The sequence below is a fragment of the Rhodopseudomonas sp. genome, from assembly GCF_048594845.1.
Lineage (GTDB): Bacteria > Pseudomonadota > Alphaproteobacteria > Rhizobiales > Xanthobacteraceae > Rhodopseudomonas.
The window spans coordinates 1-19,511 of sequence record NZ_JBMDXE010000213.1; the positions used below are offsets into that span (position 1 = coordinate 1).

The 19,511-nt window shown below is 66.0% G+C and carries 19 protein-coding genes and 1 pseudogene; 1 reads left to right on the forward strand and 19 read right to left on the reverse strand.

The window, feature by feature from the left end; all coding sequences use genetic code 11:
- The 16 genes and pseudogenes from ACOJTD_RS14005 to ACOJTD_RS14080 all read right to left on the reverse strand — a co-directional run.
- Positions 1–985, reverse strand: a pseudogene (locus ACOJTD_RS14005) (ATP-dependent metallopeptidase FtsH/Yme1/Tma family protein); the annotation flags it as partial.
- Between the two features lie 191 nt (positions 986–1,176).
- Complete coding sequence (tilS, locus tag ACOJTD_RS14010; RefSeq protein WP_420133527.1) at positions 1,177–2,235, reverse strand: tRNA lysidine(34) synthetase TilS; 1,059 nt, start codon at positions 2,233–2,235, stop codon at positions 1,177–1,179.
- Between the two features lie 50 nt (positions 2,236–2,285).
- Positions 2,286–3,317, reverse strand: coding sequence for a tol-pal system protein YbgF (ybgF, locus tag ACOJTD_RS14015; protein WP_420133510.1), 1,032 nt, complete (start codon positions 3,315–3,317; stop codon positions 2,286–2,288).
- A gap of 178 nt (positions 3,318–3,495) precedes the next feature.
- Positions 3,496–3,993 (reverse strand): peptidoglycan-associated lipoprotein Pal, encoded by a 498-nt coding sequence (pal, locus tag ACOJTD_RS14020; RefSeq protein WP_420133511.1) that lies wholly within the window; start codon positions 3,991–3,993, stop codon positions 3,496–3,498.
- Between the two features lie 277 nt (positions 3,994–4,270).
- Positions 4,271–5,002, reverse strand: a complete 732-nt coding sequence (locus ACOJTD_RS14025; protein WP_420133512.1) for an N-acyl amino acid synthase FeeM domain-containing protein — start codon at positions 5,000–5,002, stop codon at positions 4,271–4,273.
- 143 nt (positions 5,003–5,145) lie between these two features.
- Positions 5,146–7,479: a putative bifunctional diguanylate cyclase/phosphodiesterase gene (locus ACOJTD_RS14030; RefSeq protein WP_420133513.1), complete on the reverse strand. Its 2,334-nt coding sequence runs from the start codon at positions 7,477–7,479 to the stop codon at positions 5,146–5,148.
- Between the two features lie 162 nt (positions 7,480–7,641).
- On the reverse strand, positions 7,642–8,997 hold the full coding sequence (gene tolB / locus ACOJTD_RS14035; RefSeq protein ID WP_420133514.1) for a Tol-Pal system beta propeller repeat protein TolB: 1,356 nt from the start codon (positions 8,995–8,997) through the stop codon (positions 7,642–7,644).
- A 25-nt stretch (positions 8,998–9,022) separates the two neighbouring features.
- On the reverse strand, positions 9,023–10,003 hold the full coding sequence (locus tag ACOJTD_RS14040) for a protein TolA (RefSeq protein WP_420133515.1): 981 nt from the start codon (positions 10,001–10,003) through the stop codon (positions 9,023–9,025).
- 48 nt (positions 10,004–10,051) lie between these two features.
- Positions 10,052–10,519, reverse strand: a complete 468-nt coding sequence (locus ACOJTD_RS14045; protein ID WP_420133516.1) for an ExbD/TolR family protein — start codon at positions 10,517–10,519, stop codon at positions 10,052–10,054.
- A 34-nt stretch (positions 10,520–10,553) separates the two neighbouring features.
- Positions 10,554–11,267, reverse strand: a complete 714-nt coding sequence (gene tolQ / locus ACOJTD_RS14050; RefSeq protein WP_420133517.1) for a protein TolQ — start codon at positions 11,265–11,267, stop codon at positions 10,554–10,556.
- A gap of 286 nt (positions 11,268–11,553) precedes the next feature.
- Positions 11,554–12,459 carry a sigma-70 family RNA polymerase sigma factor gene (locus ACOJTD_RS14055; RefSeq protein ID WP_420133518.1) on the reverse strand — a complete coding sequence of 302 codons (906 nt, stop codon included), beginning with the start codon at positions 12,457–12,459 and terminating at the stop codon, positions 11,554–11,556.
- Entirely contained in the window at positions 12,443–12,907 is a 465-nt protein-coding gene (locus tag ACOJTD_RS14060) for a carboxymuconolactone decarboxylase family protein (protein WP_420133519.1), read from the reverse strand. The genes ACOJTD_RS14055 and ACOJTD_RS14060 overlap by 17 nt, the downstream gene beginning before the upstream one ends.
- Positions 12,908–13,036: 129 nt before the next feature.
- The gene (locus ACOJTD_RS14065) at positions 13,037–13,507 is read right to left on the reverse strand and encodes a DUF2852 domain-containing protein (RefSeq protein WP_420133520.1); all 471 of its coding nucleotides are present in this window, start codon (positions 13,505–13,507) and stop codon (positions 13,037–13,039) included.
- A 144-nt stretch (positions 13,508–13,651) separates the two neighbouring features.
- A complete protein-coding gene (locus ACOJTD_RS14070) occupies positions 13,652–14,356 on the reverse strand; it encodes a TetR/AcrR family transcriptional regulator (RefSeq protein ID WP_420133521.1) in 705 nt (234 codons plus the stop codon).
- Between the two features lie 195 nt (positions 14,357–14,551).
- Positions 14,552–14,974: a YciI family protein gene (locus ACOJTD_RS14075; protein WP_420133522.1), complete on the reverse strand. Its 423-nt coding sequence runs from the start codon at positions 14,972–14,974 to the stop codon at positions 14,552–14,554.
- A 774-nt stretch (positions 14,975–15,748) separates the two neighbouring features.
- A complete protein-coding gene (locus ACOJTD_RS14080; RefSeq protein WP_119858763.1) occupies positions 15,749–15,925 on the reverse strand; it encodes a DUF2934 domain-containing protein in 177 nt (58 codons plus the stop codon).
- Positions 15,926–16,196: 271 nt separating this feature from the next.
- Here ACOJTD_RS14080 and ACOJTD_RS14085 point away from each other — a divergent pair, with 271 nt between their 5' ends.
- Positions 16,197–16,985 (forward strand): SDR family NAD(P)-dependent oxidoreductase, encoded by a 789-nt coding sequence (locus ACOJTD_RS14085; RefSeq protein ID WP_420133523.1) that lies wholly within the window; start codon positions 16,197–16,199, stop codon positions 16,983–16,985.
- Between the two features lie 228 nt (positions 16,986–17,213).
- Here the strand turns inward: ACOJTD_RS14085 and ACOJTD_RS14090 are convergent, their stop codons facing one another.
- The 3 genes from ACOJTD_RS14090 to ACOJTD_RS14100 form a co-directional block, all read right to left on the reverse strand.
- Positions 17,214–18,470: an RNA polymerase sigma factor gene (locus ACOJTD_RS14090; RefSeq protein ID WP_420133524.1), complete on the reverse strand. Its 1,257-nt coding sequence runs from the start codon at positions 18,468–18,470 to the stop codon at positions 17,214–17,216.
- Entirely contained in the window at positions 18,467–18,838 is a 372-nt protein-coding gene (locus ACOJTD_RS14095) for a YciI family protein (protein ID WP_420133525.1), read from the reverse strand. The genes ACOJTD_RS14090 and ACOJTD_RS14095 overlap by 4 nt, the downstream gene beginning before the upstream one ends.
- A 144-nt stretch (positions 18,839–18,982) precedes the next feature.
- Positions 18,983–19,511: VOC family protein (locus ACOJTD_RS14100; protein ID WP_420133526.1), on the reverse strand; the 529-nt coding region annotated here is incomplete at its 5' end.

The following is a 19,511-nucleotide window of genomic DNA, read 5'->3' on the forward strand; positions in this document are numbered from 1 at the left end:
CGACATCCGGGTTCGGCACGACGACCTGACGGTCGAAGCGGCCGGGACGCAGCAGCGCCGGATCGAGCACGTCGGGGCGGTTGGTGGCGGCGATCAGGATCACGCCCTCATTGGCCTCGAAGCCGTCCATCTCGACCAGCAACTGGTTGAGAGTCTGCTCGCGCTCGTCGTTGCCGCCGCCGAGGCCGGCGCCGCGATGACGGCCGACCGCGTCGATTTCGTCGATGAAGATGATGCCGGGCGCGTTCTTGTTGGCCTGCTCGAACATGTCACGCACACGGGAGGCGCCGACGCCGACGAACATTTAGACAAAGTCCGAACCCGAGATGGTGAAGAACGGCACGTTGGCTTCGCCCGCGACCGCACGCGCGATCAGGGTCTTACCCGTACCGGGGGGGCCGACCAGCAGCACACCGCGCGGGATGCGGCCGCCGAGGCGCTGGAACTTGCCCGGGTCGCGCAGGAACTCGACGATCTCCTGCAGATCCTGCTTGGCCTCGTCGACACCGGCAACGTCCTCGAACGTCACGCGGCCGTGCGCTTCGGTCAGCATCTTGGCGCGCGACTTGCCGAAGCCCATCGCCTTGCCGGCGCCGCCCTGCATCTGCCGCGACAGGAAGATCCACACGCCGATCAGCGCGATGAACGGCAGCCACGACACCAGCAACGACACGAACCACGGCACGTTGTCGCCCGGCGGCTTGGCGGTGATCGACACCTTGCCGTTGTACAAACGAGTCACCAGCGTCGGATCGTTCGGCGCGTAGGTCTGGAAGGTCGAGCCGTTGGTGAAGCTGACGTGGATTACCTGGCCCTGGATCACTACGTCGCGAACGTGATTCTGATCGACCTCGCTGAGGAGTTGCGAGAACGAGATGTCCTGCGAGGCGGCGCGCTGACCGGGATTCTGGAAGAGCGTAAACAGCGCCAACAGCAGCAAAACGATAATGACCCAGAGGGCGAAATTCCGCAGATTGGCGTTCATCGGTCTTCCTTATTGGTCGCGCGGATCGCGACCTTTGGCCCAAGGTGCGCCGTCAGGCTCTCCCGGACCGGCCATTGCACAATCTAGGTGTCACACGGCGCGCTGCCAAGAGAAGCATTCAGGACTATTTAGCGCATTTTACCCCACTTCCGGCTCACATCGCGGCGAGCGCCGACCATGATCGAGCTTGTCTAAGGTCGCCTGGAAGCGGTCTTTCCACCCGGGGTGCGGCGCGGCGGCGCCGCGGCGATCAGAAGCCGTTCGGCCGTCAGCGTGATCACGGCCCCGGCCAGCGTCTGCTTCAGCCTGGTTCTCCCCCGCACGGGGGGAACTGCTGTCGCGGCTTCGATCGCTGCGGCCAGCGCCTCGACCTTCCCCAGTTCCGGGCTGCCCTCCCGGCCTACCCGCGTGAGTTCGCGGAGCAGCAGGCGAATGCGGACCTCCGCGGCAAGGCCGCAAAATGCGTCGGCATCGTAGCCGGGGCCTGGACGTTCCCGTCCGCACATCGCCAGGAGCCGTTCGGCGCCGTCCACCAGCTGCTCCAGAGCCGCATCGGCGCGCGCCGCGCGGGCCGCGAACCGGGCGAGATTGCGCGAGTCGCAGCCCTCGGCCGCGAGCAGCGGCATCAATTCGCGCAGCCGCGGCCGTGTAAAGCGCGGATCAGCGTTGCTGGGGTCGGTCGCGAACGCGATCCGAGCCCGCTTCAGTGTGGCCGTCAGCCTTTGCTTGGAGATGTCCAGCAGCGGGCGCGCCAATACGAGCCCGTCCCGCTCCGTCTCCCGCGCCATCGCGGCGAGGCCGGAGATGCCGCTGCCGCGGGACAGCCGCATCAGCACGGTCTCGGCCTGATCGTCCCGCGTATGCGCCGTCACGATGTGGCCGGCGCCGGCGGACTTCGCCGCCCGCACCAGCAGACGATAGCGGGCATCACGCGCGGCGGCCTGCAGGCCTGAGGCCGGCTTGTCACCAGCCCAGCGCAGGGTTCGATGGGGCAGTCCGAGCGCCTGGGCGATCTGCTTCACAGCACGTGCTTCGCGCGCCGATTCCGGCCGCAGGCCATGATCGACGGTGACGACCGACAGCGCCGGGCCGCGCTTGAGGGCTTTGCGCCAGCGGGCCGCGAGCCACATCAGCGCCAGCGAATCCGGCCCACCAGAGACGGCCAGCACGATCGCCGGCGCCGTCTTCCAGTCGGCGAACAGCTGGGCAGCCTCGCGCGCCGAAATCGGCGCTTCATTATTCCCGGACATCGGCGGTGCCATCTCTGACAATCGGCCCCGGCGTCGCCGGAGCTGTCAGGTCAGCATTTCAGCTTCTTCTGCTCGGCTTCGACGCCGCGCCGGACGCCGGCCGATGCCTTCGGATATTTGCGGCCAATCTCGCCGAGCGCGGCGCAGGCGGCCTCCTTCTCCTTCAGCGCGGCCAGCGACTGCCCCAGCCGCAACAGGGCGTCGGGCGCCTTGCCGGACTTGTCGTATTTGCTGGTCACCGCGAGGAAGGACTCGGCGGCGTCGCGATACATCTGGCGCTGGAAGAAGCTCTCCCCCAACCAGTATTGCGCATCGGGGGTCAGCGCGTCGTTCGGATATTTGGTCGCGAAGTTGCGCATCGTCTCTTCGGCGAGCGCGTAGTCGCGACGCTGCATATAGCCGATGCCGAGATCGAATTCGTCGCGCGGCGTGGCCGAAGGCGGCAGCGTCGTCAGGCCGGCAGCTCCCCCGGCCCGCGGCGCCTGTTGGGCCGGCGCCCCGGCGTCGGGATAGCGAGGACCGTTGTTGTTGGAGAGATCGAGCGGCGCACCCGGATCGCGCCCGGGGAGATTGCCCCCCTGCTCGGCCGGGATCGGAAGCTGGCCGCCACCGAGCGCGCGCGGCACACCGGGAGCCTGCGGATTTTGGCTCGGATCGAAAGCGTCGCCGCGGCGGCGGCCGCCGGTCGCCGCAGGTGGAGCCGCCTGATCCTGCACGATGGGCGCCTGCGGCTGCTGGCCATAGACCTGCCCCTGCGGCTGCTGCCCGTAAACCGGGGCTTGAGGCTGCTGATTGTAAACCGGCGGCTGTTGCGGGCCGCCTTGTGGCGCGGCGGTATTGCCAGCGCCCGGCTGTACACCTGCGCCGCTCTGCAACTGCTTCACCTGATCTTCGAGCCGCCGGTTGCGGTATTGCAGCTCCTCGTTCTGACCGGTGAGCGTGCGGAGCCGCTCCTCGAGCTGCTGGATACGGATCTCCGGATCGACGTCGCCGCCATACTGCTGGGCCAGCGCGGGAGCGGCGAAAGCGAGCGTCGCGAACACCGCGAGACTGCGCGCAGAAAAGGCGAAGATGGATGACATGGGGGCCCGACGGTTGGGGATTGCGCGCCAGATTAGTAGCGCCGGAATGATCGCCGGACTACGCCAAAAATGTGACTGAAACGGCGTACCGACGTCGCACCGGCGGGACAGTCGAAAGATTGTCCGCAAATGAAAACGGCGCCCGAAGGCGCCGTTCATCGATCGATGTAGAGCGCGATCAGGCGCCGGCGTTCAGCACGGTCACCGCGCGGCGGTTCTGCGACCAGCACGAGATGTCGTTACACACCGCGACCGGACGCTCCTTGCCGTAGGAGATGGTGCGCATCCGCGACGGATCGATCCCGCGCGACGCGAGGTAGTTACGAACCGACTGCGCACGCCGCGCGCCCAGCGCGATGTTGTACTCGCGGGTGCCGCGCTCGTCGGCATGGCCTTCAATCGTGAAGGAGTAGCGGTTGTAGGTCTGCAGCCACTGCGCCTGCTTGTCGAGCGTCGCGGTCGCCTGCGGGGAAAGGTCGGTCTGGTCGCTCTCGAAGAACACGCGGTCGCCGACATTGACCACGAAGTCCTGCTGGCTGCCCGGAGTGGCCGCGTTGGCCATCGCACCGTCGGCGCCGAGCCCGGTCTTGTTATTGGCGCAAGCCCCCATCGACAGGGCCACCGCGAGCACCGCGGCCAGCTTCAATCCCTGGAGGATTCGCTTGTGATGTGTCATTCCGGAGCCTCCACGCTCGCGATATTCGGATGTCGTCCGGTCTACAGGGCGATGGTTAAGCGAACGTTCCGTCAACCTTGATGAGACGTTGCCGGCTCCGATCAAATGCCCCCGATCGGTGAAAAGCAATCGCGATGGTTAATGAGCTGTAAATATGGCGCCAAGGTGAAGGCTATGCAGCTCCGGGGCCGGGAAATGGCCGTAAAATGACGATTTGGCGTGTGCGCGCGGAGAAAGCGTCAACGCGCGCGAGATAGGAAGCCGGTGGCGCCGGGTATCAGACTCCTGAAGCCGTGCGCGGGACCTCGGTCAGGCGGCGGGGGACCGCCAGCGCCGGTGCACGTTCGAACAGCTTGTGGCGCTCGAATGGAGTCGAGCGCAAGAACGGATAGCGCGCGAACACCTTGTGGTGCGTGTTCGGAAAGTCGATCTCCATCAAACTGATCGGCTTCTTCAGACCCGGATAGTCGCGCGGCGGACAGATCATCGTCATGAAGACCCGGCGGTAGAAGGCCTGATGCTCGGCGCGGACCGACGCGAGCCCGATATCGGCCCGGAAGTGTTCGCAAGCCACATAGGCCAGCCGCAGCGTGAGATAAGCGAGTTCCGGCACGCGATGAGTCCGGTCCGGATCCGACACGAAACGGGTCGGATCGACGATCACCTTGCCGTCCGCCAGCCATGGCTGCAGGAAATCCGGAAAGACGTCCATCGACGGACAAAGCTGATTGTGCGGCGAGGCCACCGTGATCCGCAGCGAGCTGGTCAGCTCGCCTTCGAAGAAGATTCCGAAAATCCACGAGTTCGCCTGGCTGTCATAGCGATCCGTTACGATGCCAAGGCTGTTCGACTCGATGGCGCCTTCCTTCAGATAGGCGCGATAGCGAAGCCGATAGATCGCTTCGCGGTCGGCGGCGGTTTCGGCGAGACGGTATTCGATTTTGTCGAGCAGTTCGCGGCGGCGGAGCGCAACCCGCCCCTCTTCGAGTTCTTGCCGGGCGGCGCTCATCACCAAATTCCCCACTATCCAAATGCTGAACTCAAAATTCAACGAGCGAACGCTAACGAATTCTTAACGGCGGCGCAAAGCATTTGAATCATTAACGTTAATCGTCGCGCCTGAAATCGCAGGTTGTGCGATCAGGGGAGACTTTAGGCGATCGAGCGGAAGGGCAGCACCAGCTTCTCGCCGTCCTTGGGACGACGGCCATGCGAAGCTGCGAGAAGCTGGCGGATGCGCGAGGCCTGGACCGGCCGGCTGAACAGATAGCCCTGCCCTTCGGTCACGGTGCCGTCGGCACTGATGCGCTCGAGCTGCTCGTTGGTCTCGATACCTTCGATCACGACGGCCATGCCGAGATCCGCACTGAGCCGCGCAACGCCGCGGAGCAGGGTCAGCGGTCGGTCGTTATCGATGCCTTCGAGGAAGGAGCGATCGATCTTCACCTTTTGCAGCGGGAAGCTGTGCAGGTAGCTGAGGCTCGAATAGCCGGTGCCGAAATCGTCCAGCGAAATCCGCACGCCTTCGGCGTGCAGCTGTTCCAGCACATCGTGCGTGAACTGCGTATTCCGCAGCAGCGACGACTCGGTGATCTCGATCTCCAGGCGGTTCGCAGGCAGGCCGGACACTTCCAGCGCGTAGCGCACCTCATTGAGAATGTCGCGCTGGTGGAACTGCTGCGAGGAGAAGTTGACCGCGACACTGACCTGCTGCGGCCACATCATGCATTCCATGCAGGCCTTGCGCAGGATCCAGCGGCCGAGATCGACGATCAGCCCCATCTCTTCGGCGACCGGAATGATATCGACCGGAGACACGGTGCCGCGCACCGGGTGGTTCCAGCGCAGCAAGGCTTCGCAGGTGGTGATGCGGCCGGTCTTCAGGTTCACCAGCGGCTGGTAGTAGAGTTCGAATTCCTCGTTCGCGAGCGCCTTACGCAGATCGAGCTCGAGGATCCGGCGAGCCTCGACCGTCTGCGCCATCTCTTCGCGGAAGAAGCAGTACGTGCCTCGGCCGTCGGCTTTAGCGCGGTACAGCGCCATGTCGGCGTTCTTCAGCAGGATGTCGGCGCGCGTGCCGGGCGTCGTCATCGCAATGCCGATCGAGGCGCCGATCTCGACGACGTGGTGATCGATCAAATAACGATCGCTGAGCCGGTCGACGATGCGCCGCGCCAGGACCGCGGCATCCTCGTTCGACCGGATGTTCTGCTGGAACACCACGAACTCGTCGCCGCCGAACCGCGCAACGAAGTCTTCCGGGCGCAGCATGCCGCGCAGCCGTTCGGCGACCGCGCAAAGTAGCCGGTCGCCGCAGGGATGACCCAGCGTGTCGTTGATCTGCTTGAACTGATCGAGATCGATGAACAGCAGCGCGGACAGCTGCGACTTGCCGTGGCCGTGCTCGGTGGCCAGGATCCGTTCGATCTCGTCGCGGAAGTGCACGCGGTTCGGCAGCGCGGTGAGTTCGTCGTAGCGCGCGAGATGCACGATACGTGCTTCCGCAGTGCGCCGCTCGGTGATGTCCTCGACCAGCACCACCGTGCCGCCGCCGGCCATCGGCTGGAACGTCCAGGACAGCGAGCGCGGCGTCGCCTCGTCGCCCACGGTCACGATCTCGCCGGCGAGCGAATTGTCGATCTCCGACAGGATCAGACGGCCGCTGGAGGCCGAAATCGCCCCGATGGTGACGCAGGCCGACACGATTTCGGTCGCGGTCGGCCCGCTGTTCATCAGGCTTTCGCGCAGCTTCATCATCTCGGCGAAGCGGCGGTTCATCACCGCCAGCCGGCCGTCCGCGCGGAACATGCACAGTCCGTGCGGCATGTTGTTCAGCGCGGTGTCGAACTGGTTGGCGAGGGCCGCCTCTCGCTCCCGCCCGATCCAGGCGTCGAGATACAGCCGTTGCAGGCTCGACGTGACACGCCGGATGGCGATGAAGAACACCATGCTGAGAACGGCGAGCGTCAGGTAGTAAATTCCCCCGATGGCCAGCATCGCGACGATCAGCGGACCGCAGCTCAGCAAAACCTGCAGGTGGAAAATCTTGGGCCGCCCGAAGGTGCGTCCGACACCGGCGGAGGTGTAGGCCACCACCGTGGTGATGCAGAGCATGTGGGCGCCGATATCGTGGGTATCGAGCAGAACCACCAGCGACCAGAGGCCGAGGCAGATGCCATGGGCCACCGCGCCGACGCGATAGCGGCTTTCCCAGGAGTCGGCATCTTCAGGCGAAAGGGGAGCATTCCGCTGCCGGTAGCGGCGCATCTGCAGGGCGCGCGAGCATCCGATCAGCACGAACAACGGGACAAACAGCCAGGTCCAGATATTGCCGCTGACCGCGCCGATCACCGATCCGGCGATGGCCGGCCCGAACGCGCCGACGATCATCGGCGCCGGGTTCATGAACAACGAGTCGACCAAGCCGGCGTGGATCGCCGGCGACATGTCCTGGTCGCTGTCCCGTTTTTGGCTGAGAAGCTGCATCAGCTGCAAGCGCGTCCTTTTCAGACTCCGCTGTATCCCAAGCAGATGAAGCCTTTCTGAGCGAACATGATTACCGAGTCATTGCCGCGATCGCAGCCACGACAACCTCTAGGTTCCGGCCTGCGCAAAGGCGCAGGCCAGATGGGACCGCCGGCTGTCCCGTTAAGACAGGAGCGGCGACCAGGCGGGATCGGACGCGTAGCCTGGCGTCGGAACCCGCAGCTCGTTGCGGCCGGAGACATCGACAGTGTACAGCGACGGCCCCGCATTGCCGCCCGGATCGCGGAAGAACATCAGCACGCGGCCGTTTGGCGCAAAGGTGGGACCTTCGTTATGGAACCCGGAGGTCAGGATGCGCTCTCCGGAACCGTCCGGCTTCATGATGCCGATCGCGAACTGACCGCCGCCCATCTTGGTAAAGGCGATGTAGTCGCCACGCGGCGACCAGACGGGGGTCGAGTAGCTGCCGTCACCGAACGAGATCCGCTGCGCCTGTCCGCCATTCGCCGGCATCACATAGATTTGCGGCTTGCCACCCCGGTCGGACTCGAAGCACAGCCGGCTGCCATCGGGCGCATAGGAGGGCGACGTGTCGATCGCCGGCGTGTCGGTCAGCCGCGTGGTGGACTTGGACCGCAGGTCCATGACGAACAGGTTGGAGTTGCCGCCCTGCTGCAGGCTCATGATGATGCGCTGGCCGTCCGGCGAGAACCGCGGCGCAAACGACATACCGGGGAAGTTGCCGACGATCTCGCGCTGCCCGGTCTCGATGTTGAACAGGTAGACCCGCGGATCGCCCTGCCCGAACTCCATGTAGGTGATTTCCTGGGTGGACGGCGAGAACCGCGGCGTCAGAACCAGATCGCTGCCGCGGGTGAGATAGCGCACGTTGGCGCCGTCCTGATCCATCAGCGCCAGCCGTTTGACGCGGCGGTCGGACGGACCGCTTTCGTCGATGAACACGATGCGGCTGTCGAAGTAACCCTTCTCGCCGGTGAGCCGCTCATAGATCTGGTCCGAGATGATATGGGCGATGCGGCGCCAGTACTCCGGCGAGGTGAAGTACTGCTGGCCGGCGAGCTGCTGGCCGGTGGCGACGTCCCACAGCCGAAACTCGGCCTTGAGTCGGCCGTCGGACTGCCGGGTCATCCGCCCGGTCACCAGCGCCTGGGCGTTGATGCTGCTCCAGCTCTTGAACTGCGGCGGCACGTCGATGTTGCTGATCTTCTCGAGGAAGGCCGCCTGATCGATCGGGGCGAACAACCCGCTGCGCTTCAGATTGTTGGTGATCACCTGGCTGACGCCATTGCCGACCTCGGTGTCGGACGGTGTGCCCGCGACGAAATTCGGGATCGCGATCGGCAGCGGCGCGACATCGCCGCCGGTGACGGTGACGCGCGCCTGGCCGAACGCACGACCGGCACCGGCTGCCACCAGACCGGTAGCTGCCAAACCGGACAGGACCTGCCGACGTCCGATGATGAATGGCGCAGCGATCGGCTTACGAATGTCTGACATCGTCGTGTTGCTCTCAGCGCAGAGGTTACAGGTCTCTGCTATCAAAAACGGGGTTGAAATATCGCCATTCCGCAAAGAAGCCGGGTGGCAGCCGATACGGCGCGCATTCGATGATGGCGCGCAGTCCGCTCTCCTGGAAGACGCGCTGATACGCGCTCGACGGTGACGACACCGACGCCGGCATCGTCTCGAGCGTGCCGTCCTGTTTCAGACGGATGCTGAATTCCGCTTCGACGCGCTGCGCGTCGAGGCCGCCATAGGGCTTCTTCCAGCAGCGAAGCACCTGCTCCTTGAACATTGCGCCCCAGGTCGCGGAGTTGTCCGCCGACCGGCCCTTGGCGAGGCCGAGCGCCGCGTTTGAATTCAGCGCGTCGCCGGTCGCCGACTGACGGGTCGGGTCACGCTTGTCGAGCAGCGCCGCGATCTTCGATTGGTCGAAGACTCGCTCGGCCTTCTTGGTCGGCTCCGGCGGCTTCGCGGCGGCCTCGGCCTGCGGCTTCGGCGGCGTCGGCTTCTTCTTCTCTTCTTTCTTCAGCGCCTCGGCGATCGGATCGACCTTGGGATCAGGCTCCGGCTTTGCGGCCTTCTTGGTCTCTTCCTTCGGCTCGGGCTTCTTTTCCGCCTTCTTCGGCTCTTCCTTTTTGGGCTCTTCCTTCACCACCGGCTTCGGCGGATCAGGCTTCTTCTCGACCGGCTTGTCGGGCTTGGGCTGCGGCGTCGGCGCGGTGTCGGTGACCACCGGCGGCTTCTTGTCGTCGATCTTGCCGACGGCGTCGTCCATCGGCTTGGCCTCGGCCACCTTCTCGACCAGCGGCTTCGGATTTTCCTTCTTGCCGGTCTTCATGCCGGCCATCACCTTGGCGAGCTGATCTTCGGAGATGGTATCGACCGCGACGGAGTCCTGAGGCTCGAGTTCGAAGGCCTTCGACGAAAAAGACAGCATGGCCCAGCCGAGCACGAGAACGTGCAGCGCCACCGAGGCCACCAATGTCTTGTCGATCTTCACCTTCAGAATTCCCGCTCCATCCTCAGTGTCGTCAGTCGCCTTCCCCGTTCACGAGCCCTGCTCCGGCAGGATCACGATGTTCGGCTTGAAGCCGGCGGCCTTGATCTGGCCGAGCAGCTTCATCATGTCCGTGTAGCAGACGTCCTTGTCACCCCTGAGATAGATGACGTTGTCGGTCTCGGAGCGCGTCGCCCGGATCGCCTTGATCTTGGCGTCGAGCTCCGCCGCCGGCACCGCGCTGTCGCCCACATACATCTCGACCTGCGAATTGCAGGCGCCGCCGGTGCGCTTCACCGACAGCGTCAGCGGCGGCGAGTTCGACTGGATCTGCGCGCCGCCGCGGGCGGTCGGCAGATCGATGTCGATCGAGGTGGTGAGCAGCGGGGCCGCGACCATGAAGATGATCAGCAGCACCAGCATCACGTCGACCATCGGGGTGACGTTGATTTCCGCCATCACCGGACGCTTGCGACTGCCGCGACGGCCGCCGCCGCCCGCAGCTACGTTCATCCCCATGGTCGGATGCTCACTTTGCGCTCACCTGCCCGGATCATGCGCGCTCGTCGATCTGCCGTGACAGGATGGCCGAGAACTCGTCCGCGAACCCCTCCAGCCGCTGGGTCTGGCGGTTCACCTCGGATGTGAACTTGTTATAGAAAATTGTCGCCGGAATGGCGGCGATCAGACCGACCGCGGTGGCGAACAGCGCCTCGGCAATGCCCGGCGCGACCACCGCCAGCGAGGTGTTCTTCGACGCGGCGATCGACTGGAAGCTCGACATGATGCCCCAGCCGGTGCCGAACAGGCCGACGAACGGGCCGGCCGAGCCGACCGTCGCGAGCACCAGCAGGCGGCGTTCCAGCCGCTCGACCTCGCGGGCGATCGACACGTTCATCACCTTCTCGATCCGCATCTGCAGGCCGGCGAAGGAGCGCGAATGGCTCTCGAACGAGCGCTTCCACTCGCGCATCGCGGCGACGAAGCAGGCGGCCATCGAGTGCGTCGGCTTGGCCGACAGGGTGCGGTACAGGTCGTCGATGGATTCGCCCGACCAGAACGCCTGCTCGAACCGGTCCATCGCCCGCTTGGTGCGGGAATAGAGAATCAGCTTGTCGATCGCGATCGCCCAGACCCAAACGGAGCAGCCGATCAGGCCGAGCATCACCGACTTGACGATCCAGTGCGCCTGCCAGAACAGCGCGATCAGCGAGACGTCGGCGGAAACCATCGGCATGGCTGACTGGGCAACGTCGGCCGGATTCATGATCGATTATCCTCTCACGCAAGGGCCGACGCAGCCGGCACCAGCTCTGGTCCGCGCGGCAGGCGCCGCAGTCCGGCAAGAGCGCCACCGCCAAATTCTGCGTTGTCAATTGGGAGGGCCCGTCCAAAGCCGGGCCCTGAATCCCCTGCCAACGTGTCAAAACGAGGGCTGAAAGCGCATCCTGACGCCCCTAACCAATCGCTAATCAGGGTTAAGAAGGCGTTACCAGTTCCAGGAAAATGCCCGTGATCACACGGGCGTGTGGCTGCAGGACAGGCGCTGACGTTCAGTGGAACCGTGCAGGGTCGGAGGTCGGCAACCGCAGATGGCGGAGCTTGTCGGGATTGCGGACGACATAGATCGCGACGATGCGGCCGTCCTCGATCGCCAGCGCCGTGGTCTGCAGCCCGTCGCGTTCCTGGGTGACGAAACCCGGCAGGCCGTCGATCGAGCGGGTGGAAATCAGCGTCGAGGCGTCCGGCTTCTTGCGTGCGATGCCGGCAAAGAACCGCGCCACCCGCGAGGCACCGTGGATCGGGTTGAGGGCAGCTAGGCGCTTGCCGCCGCCATCGCCGGTGAACACCACGTCGTCGGCGAGCAGCGCCGTCAGCGCGGCGAGATCGCCGCTCCGCGAGGCCTCAAAGAACGCGCCGGCAATCGCGAGGCCGCGCTCTTCGGACACCGGGAAGCGCGGCCGCGCGGCGCGGACGTGGTTCCGCGCCCGCGTCGCGAGTTGGCGACAAGCTGCCGGGTCGCGGTCGAGCGTGCGGGCGATGTCGTCGAACGACAGGCCGAACACGTCGTGCAGCAGGAAGGCTGCGCGCTCCAGCGGCGACAGCCGCTCCAACGCGAGCATCAAGGTGAGGGTGATATCATCGCCCTCCTCCTCCTCGGCCTCCGGCGCGATCAGCGGCTCGGGCAGCCACGGCCCGACATAGGTCTCGCGCTTCATCCGCGCCGATTTCAGCACGTCGAGGCTGAGCCGTGTCACCACTTGAGTCAGAAACCCCGCCGGATCGCGGACCGCCGCGCGATCGGTACGATGCCAGCGCAAGTAAGCGTCCTGCACCACGTCCTCGGCCTCGGCGACCGAGCCGAGCATCCGGTACGCGACGCGGACGAGACGATGCCGCAGCGGCGCGAAGCTCGCTGCGGCATCGTCGGCTGGAGTGGGATCAGGAGGCCTTGGCATGAGCCGGGGCGACCGGATGAACGAAGCGGAAGCCGATCGCGATGCGATTCCAGGTGTTGATCGCGCCGATCAGCATGGTGAGATTGGCCTGTTCGGCGGCGTTGAACTGCTGCGCCAGCACTTCGTAGTCCGCATCCGGCGCATGCGTGTCGGCCACCAGCGTCAGCGCCTCGGTCCAGCCGAGCGCGGCACGCTCGCGGTCGCTGTACAGCAGCGACTCGCGCCAGGCGCTCAGCAGATACAGCCGCTGCTCGGCCTCGCCGTGCGCGCGGGCGTCCTTGCTGTGCATGTCGAGGCAGAACGCGCAGCCATTGATCTGCGAGGCGCGCATCTTCACGAGTTCGATCAGGCTCGGCTCGAGGCCGCTGTTCTTGATCGCGGTCTCGAGCGCGACCATCGCCTTGTAGGCTTCGGGTGCGGCTGCCGCGGGGTTGAGGCGGGCTTTCATCGTCGTCTCCTGCGGTTGGATGAGGATAGGACGAGACAGCGGCGCCCGGTGTGACATTGCCGCGAGCAAAAACAAAACCGCCCGCCTGAGAGCCAGGCGGGCGGCGATGTCACTGCTGATGAGGCGCGATCAGCCCTGCGGTGGCGCGTCGTTCGAGCCGGCCGGCTTGGTGCGGTGCTGGGCCATGAAGGCGTCGAACTCTTCCTTGTCCTTGGCGTGGCGCAGGCGATCGAGGAAGTCCTTGAACTGCACCTGCTCTTCTTCGAGCCGGCGGAGCGTTTCCATCCGATACTCGTCGAAAGCACGATTGCCGCTGGAGGGCGGGCCGAAGCCGAAGCCGTGGCGGTCCATGCGGGCGCGCATCCGCTCCATCTTGTACTGCATCCGCTCCATCTTGTTCGAGAAGCGATCACCGCGATCCCAGCAACCCATGTTTCTGCTCCAGAGTGTGTAGAAGAGAAGTGCCAGTCCGATCGGCCACCAGACGATGAAGCCGGCGACCGTCAGCAGGATCCAGCCGGGGCTCCAGGACGATCGTAGCGCGGGCTGGTAGCGCGCCCCGGGGGGACCCCATCGATCGTAGTCAGCGGCGTTGGCCATGTGTCTCTCCATTCCCGGCGAGCGCCGGTGTGAATGTAAATAACATTTACATAGCTAATCCATTCTCTGGTTTTGTCAAGCGAACGTGGAAAACGGTCGGGGCGACAATTGCGCACGGCGCTCACTTCGCAGTGAGCGCAAGCCCTACGAGGCCGTGCCCCACGGGCCAGAACGCTTTGGTTCGGCGGGCTTTTCCGGCTTGGCGCCGAGGTCGGCCGGAAATCCGAGGCCGCGCAGATAAATCAGCACGCCGGCTTCGAGCAGCTCTTCGGCGGCCATCGGCAGCTTGCGCCGCGCGGCGTCGCCGCGGCCGAACAGCGAGGCAATGCCGTGCGACATCGACCAGATGTGCAGCGCCATCATCAGCGCCGGCGGCCGCGCGACATTCGGCGGCGTCAGCGCAGCGAGGCGTTCGGCGGCGGCGCGGATGACGTTGAAGGCGCGTTCCGACGCGGTCAGCAGCAACGGATTGGAATCGACCGGCACTCCGGATTCGAACATGGCCGAGTAGTAGGCCGGCTCGCTGCGGGCGAACGCCAGATAGGCCGGGCCGACCCGCATGAAGGCGGTCAACGTGTCGGGACGGCCGTCGTCCCAGGCCTTGGCGAGCACCTGCTCGAACTGCTCGAAGCCGCGCTGGGCGATGCTGGAGAGCAATTCGTCGCGGTCGCGGAAGTGGCGATAGGGCGCGGCCGGGCTGACGCCGGCCATGCGGGCGGCGTCCGCGAAGGTGAAACCGGCCGGGCCCTTCTCGGCGATCAGCCCGAGCGCGGCCTGCAGCAGGGCTTCTTTCAGATTGCCGTGATGATAGCCGCGCTCGGCGCGGCGGTCTTCCTTGCGCCAGCTCATGTGAAGGGCTTTTACATGAGGGGGGACGAAAGGTCACGGGCCATCGCGCCGCGCCGAGCCGGTTCCAATCGTTCGCAACAACGCCGTTTCCGACCGAAAGAAGCTTGCGGCAAACCTGTGGCAACGGCAATTCGGCCGCCCGTCTTGCGACAAGGTTGCGGCAGGAGGGGCCGGCCGCATCAACCCGGTGTTAGGCTACCCTTGTCCACGGCCGGCGGCCTGCATTGCCTCGAAGCCGGTGAGCTCGGCCTGCACCTGTTCGGGGAAGTCGGCGAACTCCTGGACCTGCCGCACCTCGATGACCTCGTTTGGGCCGGCCGGGCAGCGCGTCGCCCAGGCGATCGCCTCCTCGCGCGAGGCGACGTCGATCATCCAGTAGCCGCCGAGCACTTCCTTGACCTCGGCGAACGGTCCGTCGATCACCAGCGGCTTGCCGCCGGCGAAGCTGACGCGCGCGCCCATCGACGGCGGGTGCAGCCCGTCGCAAGTAATCAGCACGCCGGCCTTCTGCAGCGCCTCGTTGTACTTCATCATCGCCGCGACGGCTTCCGCCTCGGGCATCTCGCCGGGCGCCGCGCTTTCGTAGCCCTTCGGAATCATCAGCATCATGAACCGCATCGTCGTCTCCCCGTGGTGATCAGATAGTCGAGGAACGACTCGCGATCGGGTAACCCGACATCGCGCGACGAAAAATCATCACGCCGACGCGTCGCTCCATGACGCATCGCAACAAACAACCCGCCGGAAACGGCGCGGCAGCGTACGGGACGCGAACAAATTCCCGCCGCATTGATTGACGAACGTTCATGTGTCGATGTTCGCAGAGTGGGGACTCAACGAAGAGCGAATAGTCGTCGCGGGGCGTTTCAGCGTAGCAATCTGGTCGGCCGGTCGCGCAGCTTCGCGCGGTCATCTCACGCGTCGCCGCACTGCGGCACGCGGCCCGGCATTGCTGTGTTCGACGTCCACGCTGTCTTGGGAGGATGGAATGGACGAAGCTACCAAACTCGCCGCGTCACGCGCGATGGCCCATGTGCTGGCAGTGGCGTCGCTGCTGGTGATCGCCGGGGTAGTGTTTTATGTGCGGTGACGCGAGACAATATCACACCGTCGGTGCGGGAAGAGTATCGCTCGCGTGCGGCGCTGGATTACTTCGCTTCGCTCGCAATGACTGGAGTGGTCGTTGTCCTGCCGACCTTGAGGGCTCGGCCCTTACTACGCATTCAGCGCCGTCATCCTGAGCTGCCCGCCCGCAGGGCGAGCCTCGAAGGATCCGGACGCGGAGACGGATCGGTCGCGCGCGGCCCATCCTTCGAGGCTCGCTGCGCTCGCGCCGCAGGATGACGTCCGAGGTGTGGGGCCGGCGACTGAACCGATCGGATCCCTCGCCGCTCAGCTGTTCGTCGTGATGCTCGGGTCCGACTTCAGCTCCTGATAAGTCTCCTGCTCGCCGCGGACTTCTTTTTCGGCTTCGAGCCAGAACTCTTCGCTGCGGCCTTCAGGATAGCCAGCCAGCTCCCACTTCTCGCGGGCACGGTGGCGGATACGCTGCGTCAGTTCGTCGTCCATGCTGACCTCCGGTCGGAACGCGGTACGTGTAGTGCGTCGGACATTCTATTTCCGCTTCATGTAATCCTGATGTCGGCGACCGGTTCCTGCGCCGCGGGATGCGGCCAGACGCGCGTGCTCGGCCGGAGCGCAGCGCTTTCCCGCTGCGACGGCGGCGCGACAGGAAATTCTCCGCTGCGCCCGAACAACGCAACCTCTGCTCGTTCCGCATGTGCTAACGGGTGAGACCGCCCGCAGCGGCGATGGTTTGCATGCAAGAACAGGACGTTTCATGACGACTTCCCCGTCCAAGGTCGCACTGATCACTGGCGCCGCCCGCGGCATCGGGCTGGCGACGACCCGCCGTTTTCTCGATGAAGGCTGGCGCGTCGCGCTGCTCGACAACGACGACGACGGGCTGCGCGAGGCGATGCGTATCCTGGACGAGCCGGAGCGGACGCTGGCGCTGCATTGCGACGTCGCCGACGCGGCATCCGACGCCAGCGACATCGCGGCGATCGGCGAGCGGTTCGGCCGGCTCGATGCGGTGGTCAACAATGCCGGCGTCGCGGTGTTCAAGCCGATGATGGACACCACCCACGCCGAATGGCAGCGGGTGATCGACGTCAATCTGACCGGGCCGTTCAAGCTGATCCAGGCGGCGGTGCCGCTGCTGCGCGACTCCGGCGGCGGCGCGATCGTCAACGTCACGTCGATCTCCGGACTGCGCGCCTCGACGCTGCGCTCGGCCTACGGCACCAGCAAGGCCGGCCTCGCCCATCTCACCAAGCAATGCGCGGTCGAACTCGCCGGCCTCGGCATCCGCGTCAACGGCGTCGCGCCCGGCCCGGTCGAGACCGCGATGGCCAAGGCTGTGCATTCGCCGGAGATCCGCGCCGACTATCACGACGCCATCCCGCTCGGCCGCTACGGCCTCGAGGCCGAGCTCGCGGAAGCGATCTACTTCCGGTGCAGCGAGCGCTCCGGCTACATCACCGGCCAGATCCTCGCCGTCGACGGCGGCTTCGACGCCACCGGCATCGGCCTGCCGACGCTCCGCGGCGAGCGGCGGAACGGGTAGTTCGGTTTGATCGCTGGCTCAGTGCTTGGGGCGCCCTCACCCCAACCCTCTCCCGCAAGCGGGAGAGGGGGCGCGCTGTGCGCGGGGAGATTCATTGATCCTCTCAAGCGCTGCAGGAAGCATCGCCAGCGATGTTGCAAGATATCAGCCCAGCAACGCGGCGGGGCTCCCTCTCCCGCTTGCGGGAGAGGGCTGGGGTGAGGGCGACGCGCGCACTGCGGCCCAATTTTAACTAACCGCCTGCTCCTGCGCCAACCGATCCAGATGCATGCGGATGTGGCTGGCCTCCGCCGGCGTTCGGGCCAGGGCGATGGCGCGGTCGAAGGCGGTGCGGGCTTCGGCGGCGCGGCCGAGTTGCAGCAGCAGGGCGCCCTTGGCGCCGAAATAGTGGAAGTAATTGCCGAGACGATCTTCCAGCGGCGTGATCATCGCCAGCGCGGCGTCGGGGCCGCGGACTTTCGCCACCGCGACGGCGCGGTTGAGCGTCACCACCGGGGACGGCTGCAGGATTTCCAGCGAGCCGTAGAGCAAGTCGATCTGCGCCCAGTCGGTGTCGGCGAAGCGCGGCGCGCGGGCGTGCAAGGCGGCGATCGCGGCCTGGATCTGATAGCTGCCGGTGCGGCGATGGCGCATCGCCTTGTCGATCAGCGCCAGCCCCTCGGCGATCAGCTTCGGATCCCACAACGCGCGGTCCTGATCCTCGAGCAGCACGACCTCGCCCTGCGCATCGAACCGCGCGGCGGCGCGCGCGTGCTGCAGCAGCATCAGCGCCGTCAGCCCCATGATCTCCGGTTCGGCCGGAAACAGCCGCACTAGCAGCCGCGCCAGCCGGATCGCCTCTTCACACAGCGGCGCGCGCGCCCCGGCGGTCTCGCCGGCAGCCGAATAGCCTTCGTTGAACACCAGATAAATCATCGCCGCCACCGAGCCGAGCCGCTCGCTGCGCTCGACGGCGCCCGGCGTCTCGAACGGCACGCCGGCGCGCGCCACCTTCGCCTTCGCCCGCGTGATGCGCTGCTCCATCGCGGCGTCCGACACCAGGAAGGCGCGCGCGATCTGCGCCACGGTGAGGCCCGAGACGATGCGCAGCGCCAGCGCGATCTGCTGGGTCGGCGGCAGTTCGGGATGGCAGCAGATGAACAGCAGCCGCAGGATGTCGTCGCGATACTGCGAGCCGTCGAGCCGGTCGGCGAGTTCGGTCTCGGCGTCGCCGAGATCGGAGATCGCCTGGTCGTCGTCGGGCAGCGGCTGCTGTTTCCTGCCGCGGCGCAGATCGTCGATCGCGACGTTGCGGCCGACCATGATCAGCCAGGCCGCGGCGTCGCGCGGCGGACCGTTCTGCGGCCAGGCTTTCAGCGCACGCAGGCAGGCGTTCTGGAACGCCTCCTCGGCGGTGTCGAGATCGCGGAAGTAGCGCAGCAACGCGCCGATCGCCTGGGGCCGCGCCGCCGTCAGTGCGGTGTCGATCCAGGCGAGATCGGTCATGGTTGCGTCGTCCCCGGCATGAAGGTGCCGATCGGGCGGATCTCATAGGCGCCGCCGGGATTGGCACGGCCGAGATCGCGCGCGACGACGAGCGCACCGTCGAGATCCTCGCACTCGACCACGTAGAAGCCGAGCAGCTGCTCCTTGGTCTCGGCGAACGGACCGTCGATCACCAGCGGCGGCTCGGAATCCTTGCGCAGCGTGGTCGCCGCCGTGGTCGGCAGCAGCCGCGCCACCGGACCGAGCCGGCTTTGCTCGGCGAGCTTGCCGTGCACGGCCTTCAGCCGTTCCATCACTGCGGCGTCCTCCTCGCGGCTCCAGGAGCCGACGAAGTCTTCGTCGTGATAGCAAAGGATGGCGTAGAGCATGTGGACGTCGTCTCCCTGTTTGCACGACGATCGCCGCCGCCGTTCGGCGCCAGCATGGCGGACAATGCGGTGGCGGCCAAGGGCGGGCCGCCGCGCCGGACCTGTCGCGTCGCCGCAATCGCTCCGCGCGAGGACGGCGGGCTCTCAGCTCGCCGCCGGCAGCAGGTGAGAGAAGCTCCAGGAGTGGCCGAACGGATCGAGGATGCGGGCGTAGCGCGCGCCCCAGAACGCATCCCACGGCTCCTGCGTCACCGTCGCGCCGGCCGCCTTGGCGCGGGCGATCGCGGCATCGCAATCCGGAACCTCGAGATGGATGGTGATCGGCGTGCCACCGAGCTGGGTCGGCGGCTTCACACTGTCTGCGCCGTTGCCGCAGCTGAATTCGGGGAAATGATCGACCAGGAAAATTCGCGCGCCGTCGATCTGGATTTCGGCATGCATCAGCCGCTTGCCGTCCTGGGCCGGCATCCGCACCGTCGCGATGGCGCCGAGCGCCTGTTGGTAGAAGTCGAGCGCGGCGACGGCGTCGCTGACGACGAGATGCGGCGTGACGATCTGCGGGGTCATGGCGGTGTCCTCGGTGATGACTGACCCACCGAGGACGAACGACGGCGGCGGCCCCCGACAGCACTGCTGCAGATTTTCTGCCTTCAGGCCGGGCCGCACGCCGCAG

Bases quoted from the DNA above. Each gene is read 5' to 3' on its own strand.
- ACOJTD_RS14045 (WP_420133516.1), bottom strand. From the start codon at position 10,519: ATGGGGATGAACGTAGCTGCGGGCGGCGGCGGCCGTCGCGGCAGTCGC.
- ACOJTD_RS14095 (WP_420133525.1), bottom strand. From the start codon at position 18,838: ATGCTCTACGCCATCCTTTGCTATCACGACGAAGACTTCGTCGGCTCC.
- ACOJTD_RS14025 (WP_420133512.1), bottom strand. From the start codon at position 5,002: ATGAGCGCCGCCCGGCAAGAACTCGAAGAGGGGCGGGTTGCGCTCCGC.
- ACOJTD_RS14060 (WP_420133519.1), bottom strand. From the start codon at position 12,907: ATGAAAGCCCGCCTCAACCCCGCGGCAGCCGCACCCGAAGCCTACAAG.
- pal (WP_420133511.1), bottom strand. From the start codon at position 3,993: ATGACACATCACAAGCGAATCCTCCAGGGATTGAAGCTGGCCGCGGTG.
- tolB (WP_420133514.1), bottom strand. From the start codon at position 8,997: ATGTCAGACATTCGTAAGCCGATCGCTGCGCCATTCATCATCGGACGT.
- ACOJTD_RS14090 (WP_420133524.1), bottom strand. From the start codon at position 18,470: ATGACCGATCTCGCCTGGATCGACACCGCACTGACGGCGGCGCGGCCC.
- ACOJTD_RS14055 (WP_420133518.1), bottom strand. From the start codon at position 12,459: ATGCCAAGGCCTCCTGATCCCACTCCAGCCGACGATGCCGCAGCGAGC.
- ACOJTD_RS14075 (WP_420133522.1), bottom strand. From the start codon at position 14,974: ATGCGGTTCATGATGCTGATGATTCCGAAGGGCTACGAAAGCGCGGCG.
- ACOJTD_RS14070 (WP_420133521.1), bottom strand. From the start codon at position 14,356: ATGAGCTGGCGCAAGGAAGACCGCCGCGCCGAGCGCGGCTATCATCAC.
- ACOJTD_RS14065 (WP_420133520.1), bottom strand. From the start codon at position 13,507: ATGGCCAACGCCGCTGACTACGATCGATGGGGTCCCCCCGGGGCGCGC.
- ACOJTD_RS14030 (WP_420133513.1), bottom strand. From the start codon at position 7,479: ATGCAGCTTCTCAGCCAAAAACGGGACAGCGACCAGGACATGTCGCCG.
- tilS (WP_420133527.1), bottom strand. From the start codon at position 2,235: ATGTCCGGGAATAATGAAGCGCCGATTTCGGCGCGCGAGGCTGCCCAG.
- ACOJTD_RS14085 (WP_420133523.1), top strand. From the start codon at position 16,197: ATGACGACTTCCCCGTCCAAGGTCGCACTGATCACTGGCGCCGCCCGC.
- ybgF (WP_420133510.1), bottom strand. From the start codon at position 3,317: ATGTCATCCATCTTCGCCTTTTCTGCGCGCAGTCTCGCGGTGTTCGCG.
- tolQ (WP_420133517.1), bottom strand. From the start codon at position 11,267: ATGAATCCGGCCGACGTTGCCCAGTCAGCCATGCCGATGGTTTCCGCC.
- ACOJTD_RS14080 (WP_119858763.1), bottom strand. From the start codon at position 15,925: ATGGACGACGAACTGACGCAGCGTATCCGCCACCGTGCCCGCGAGAAG.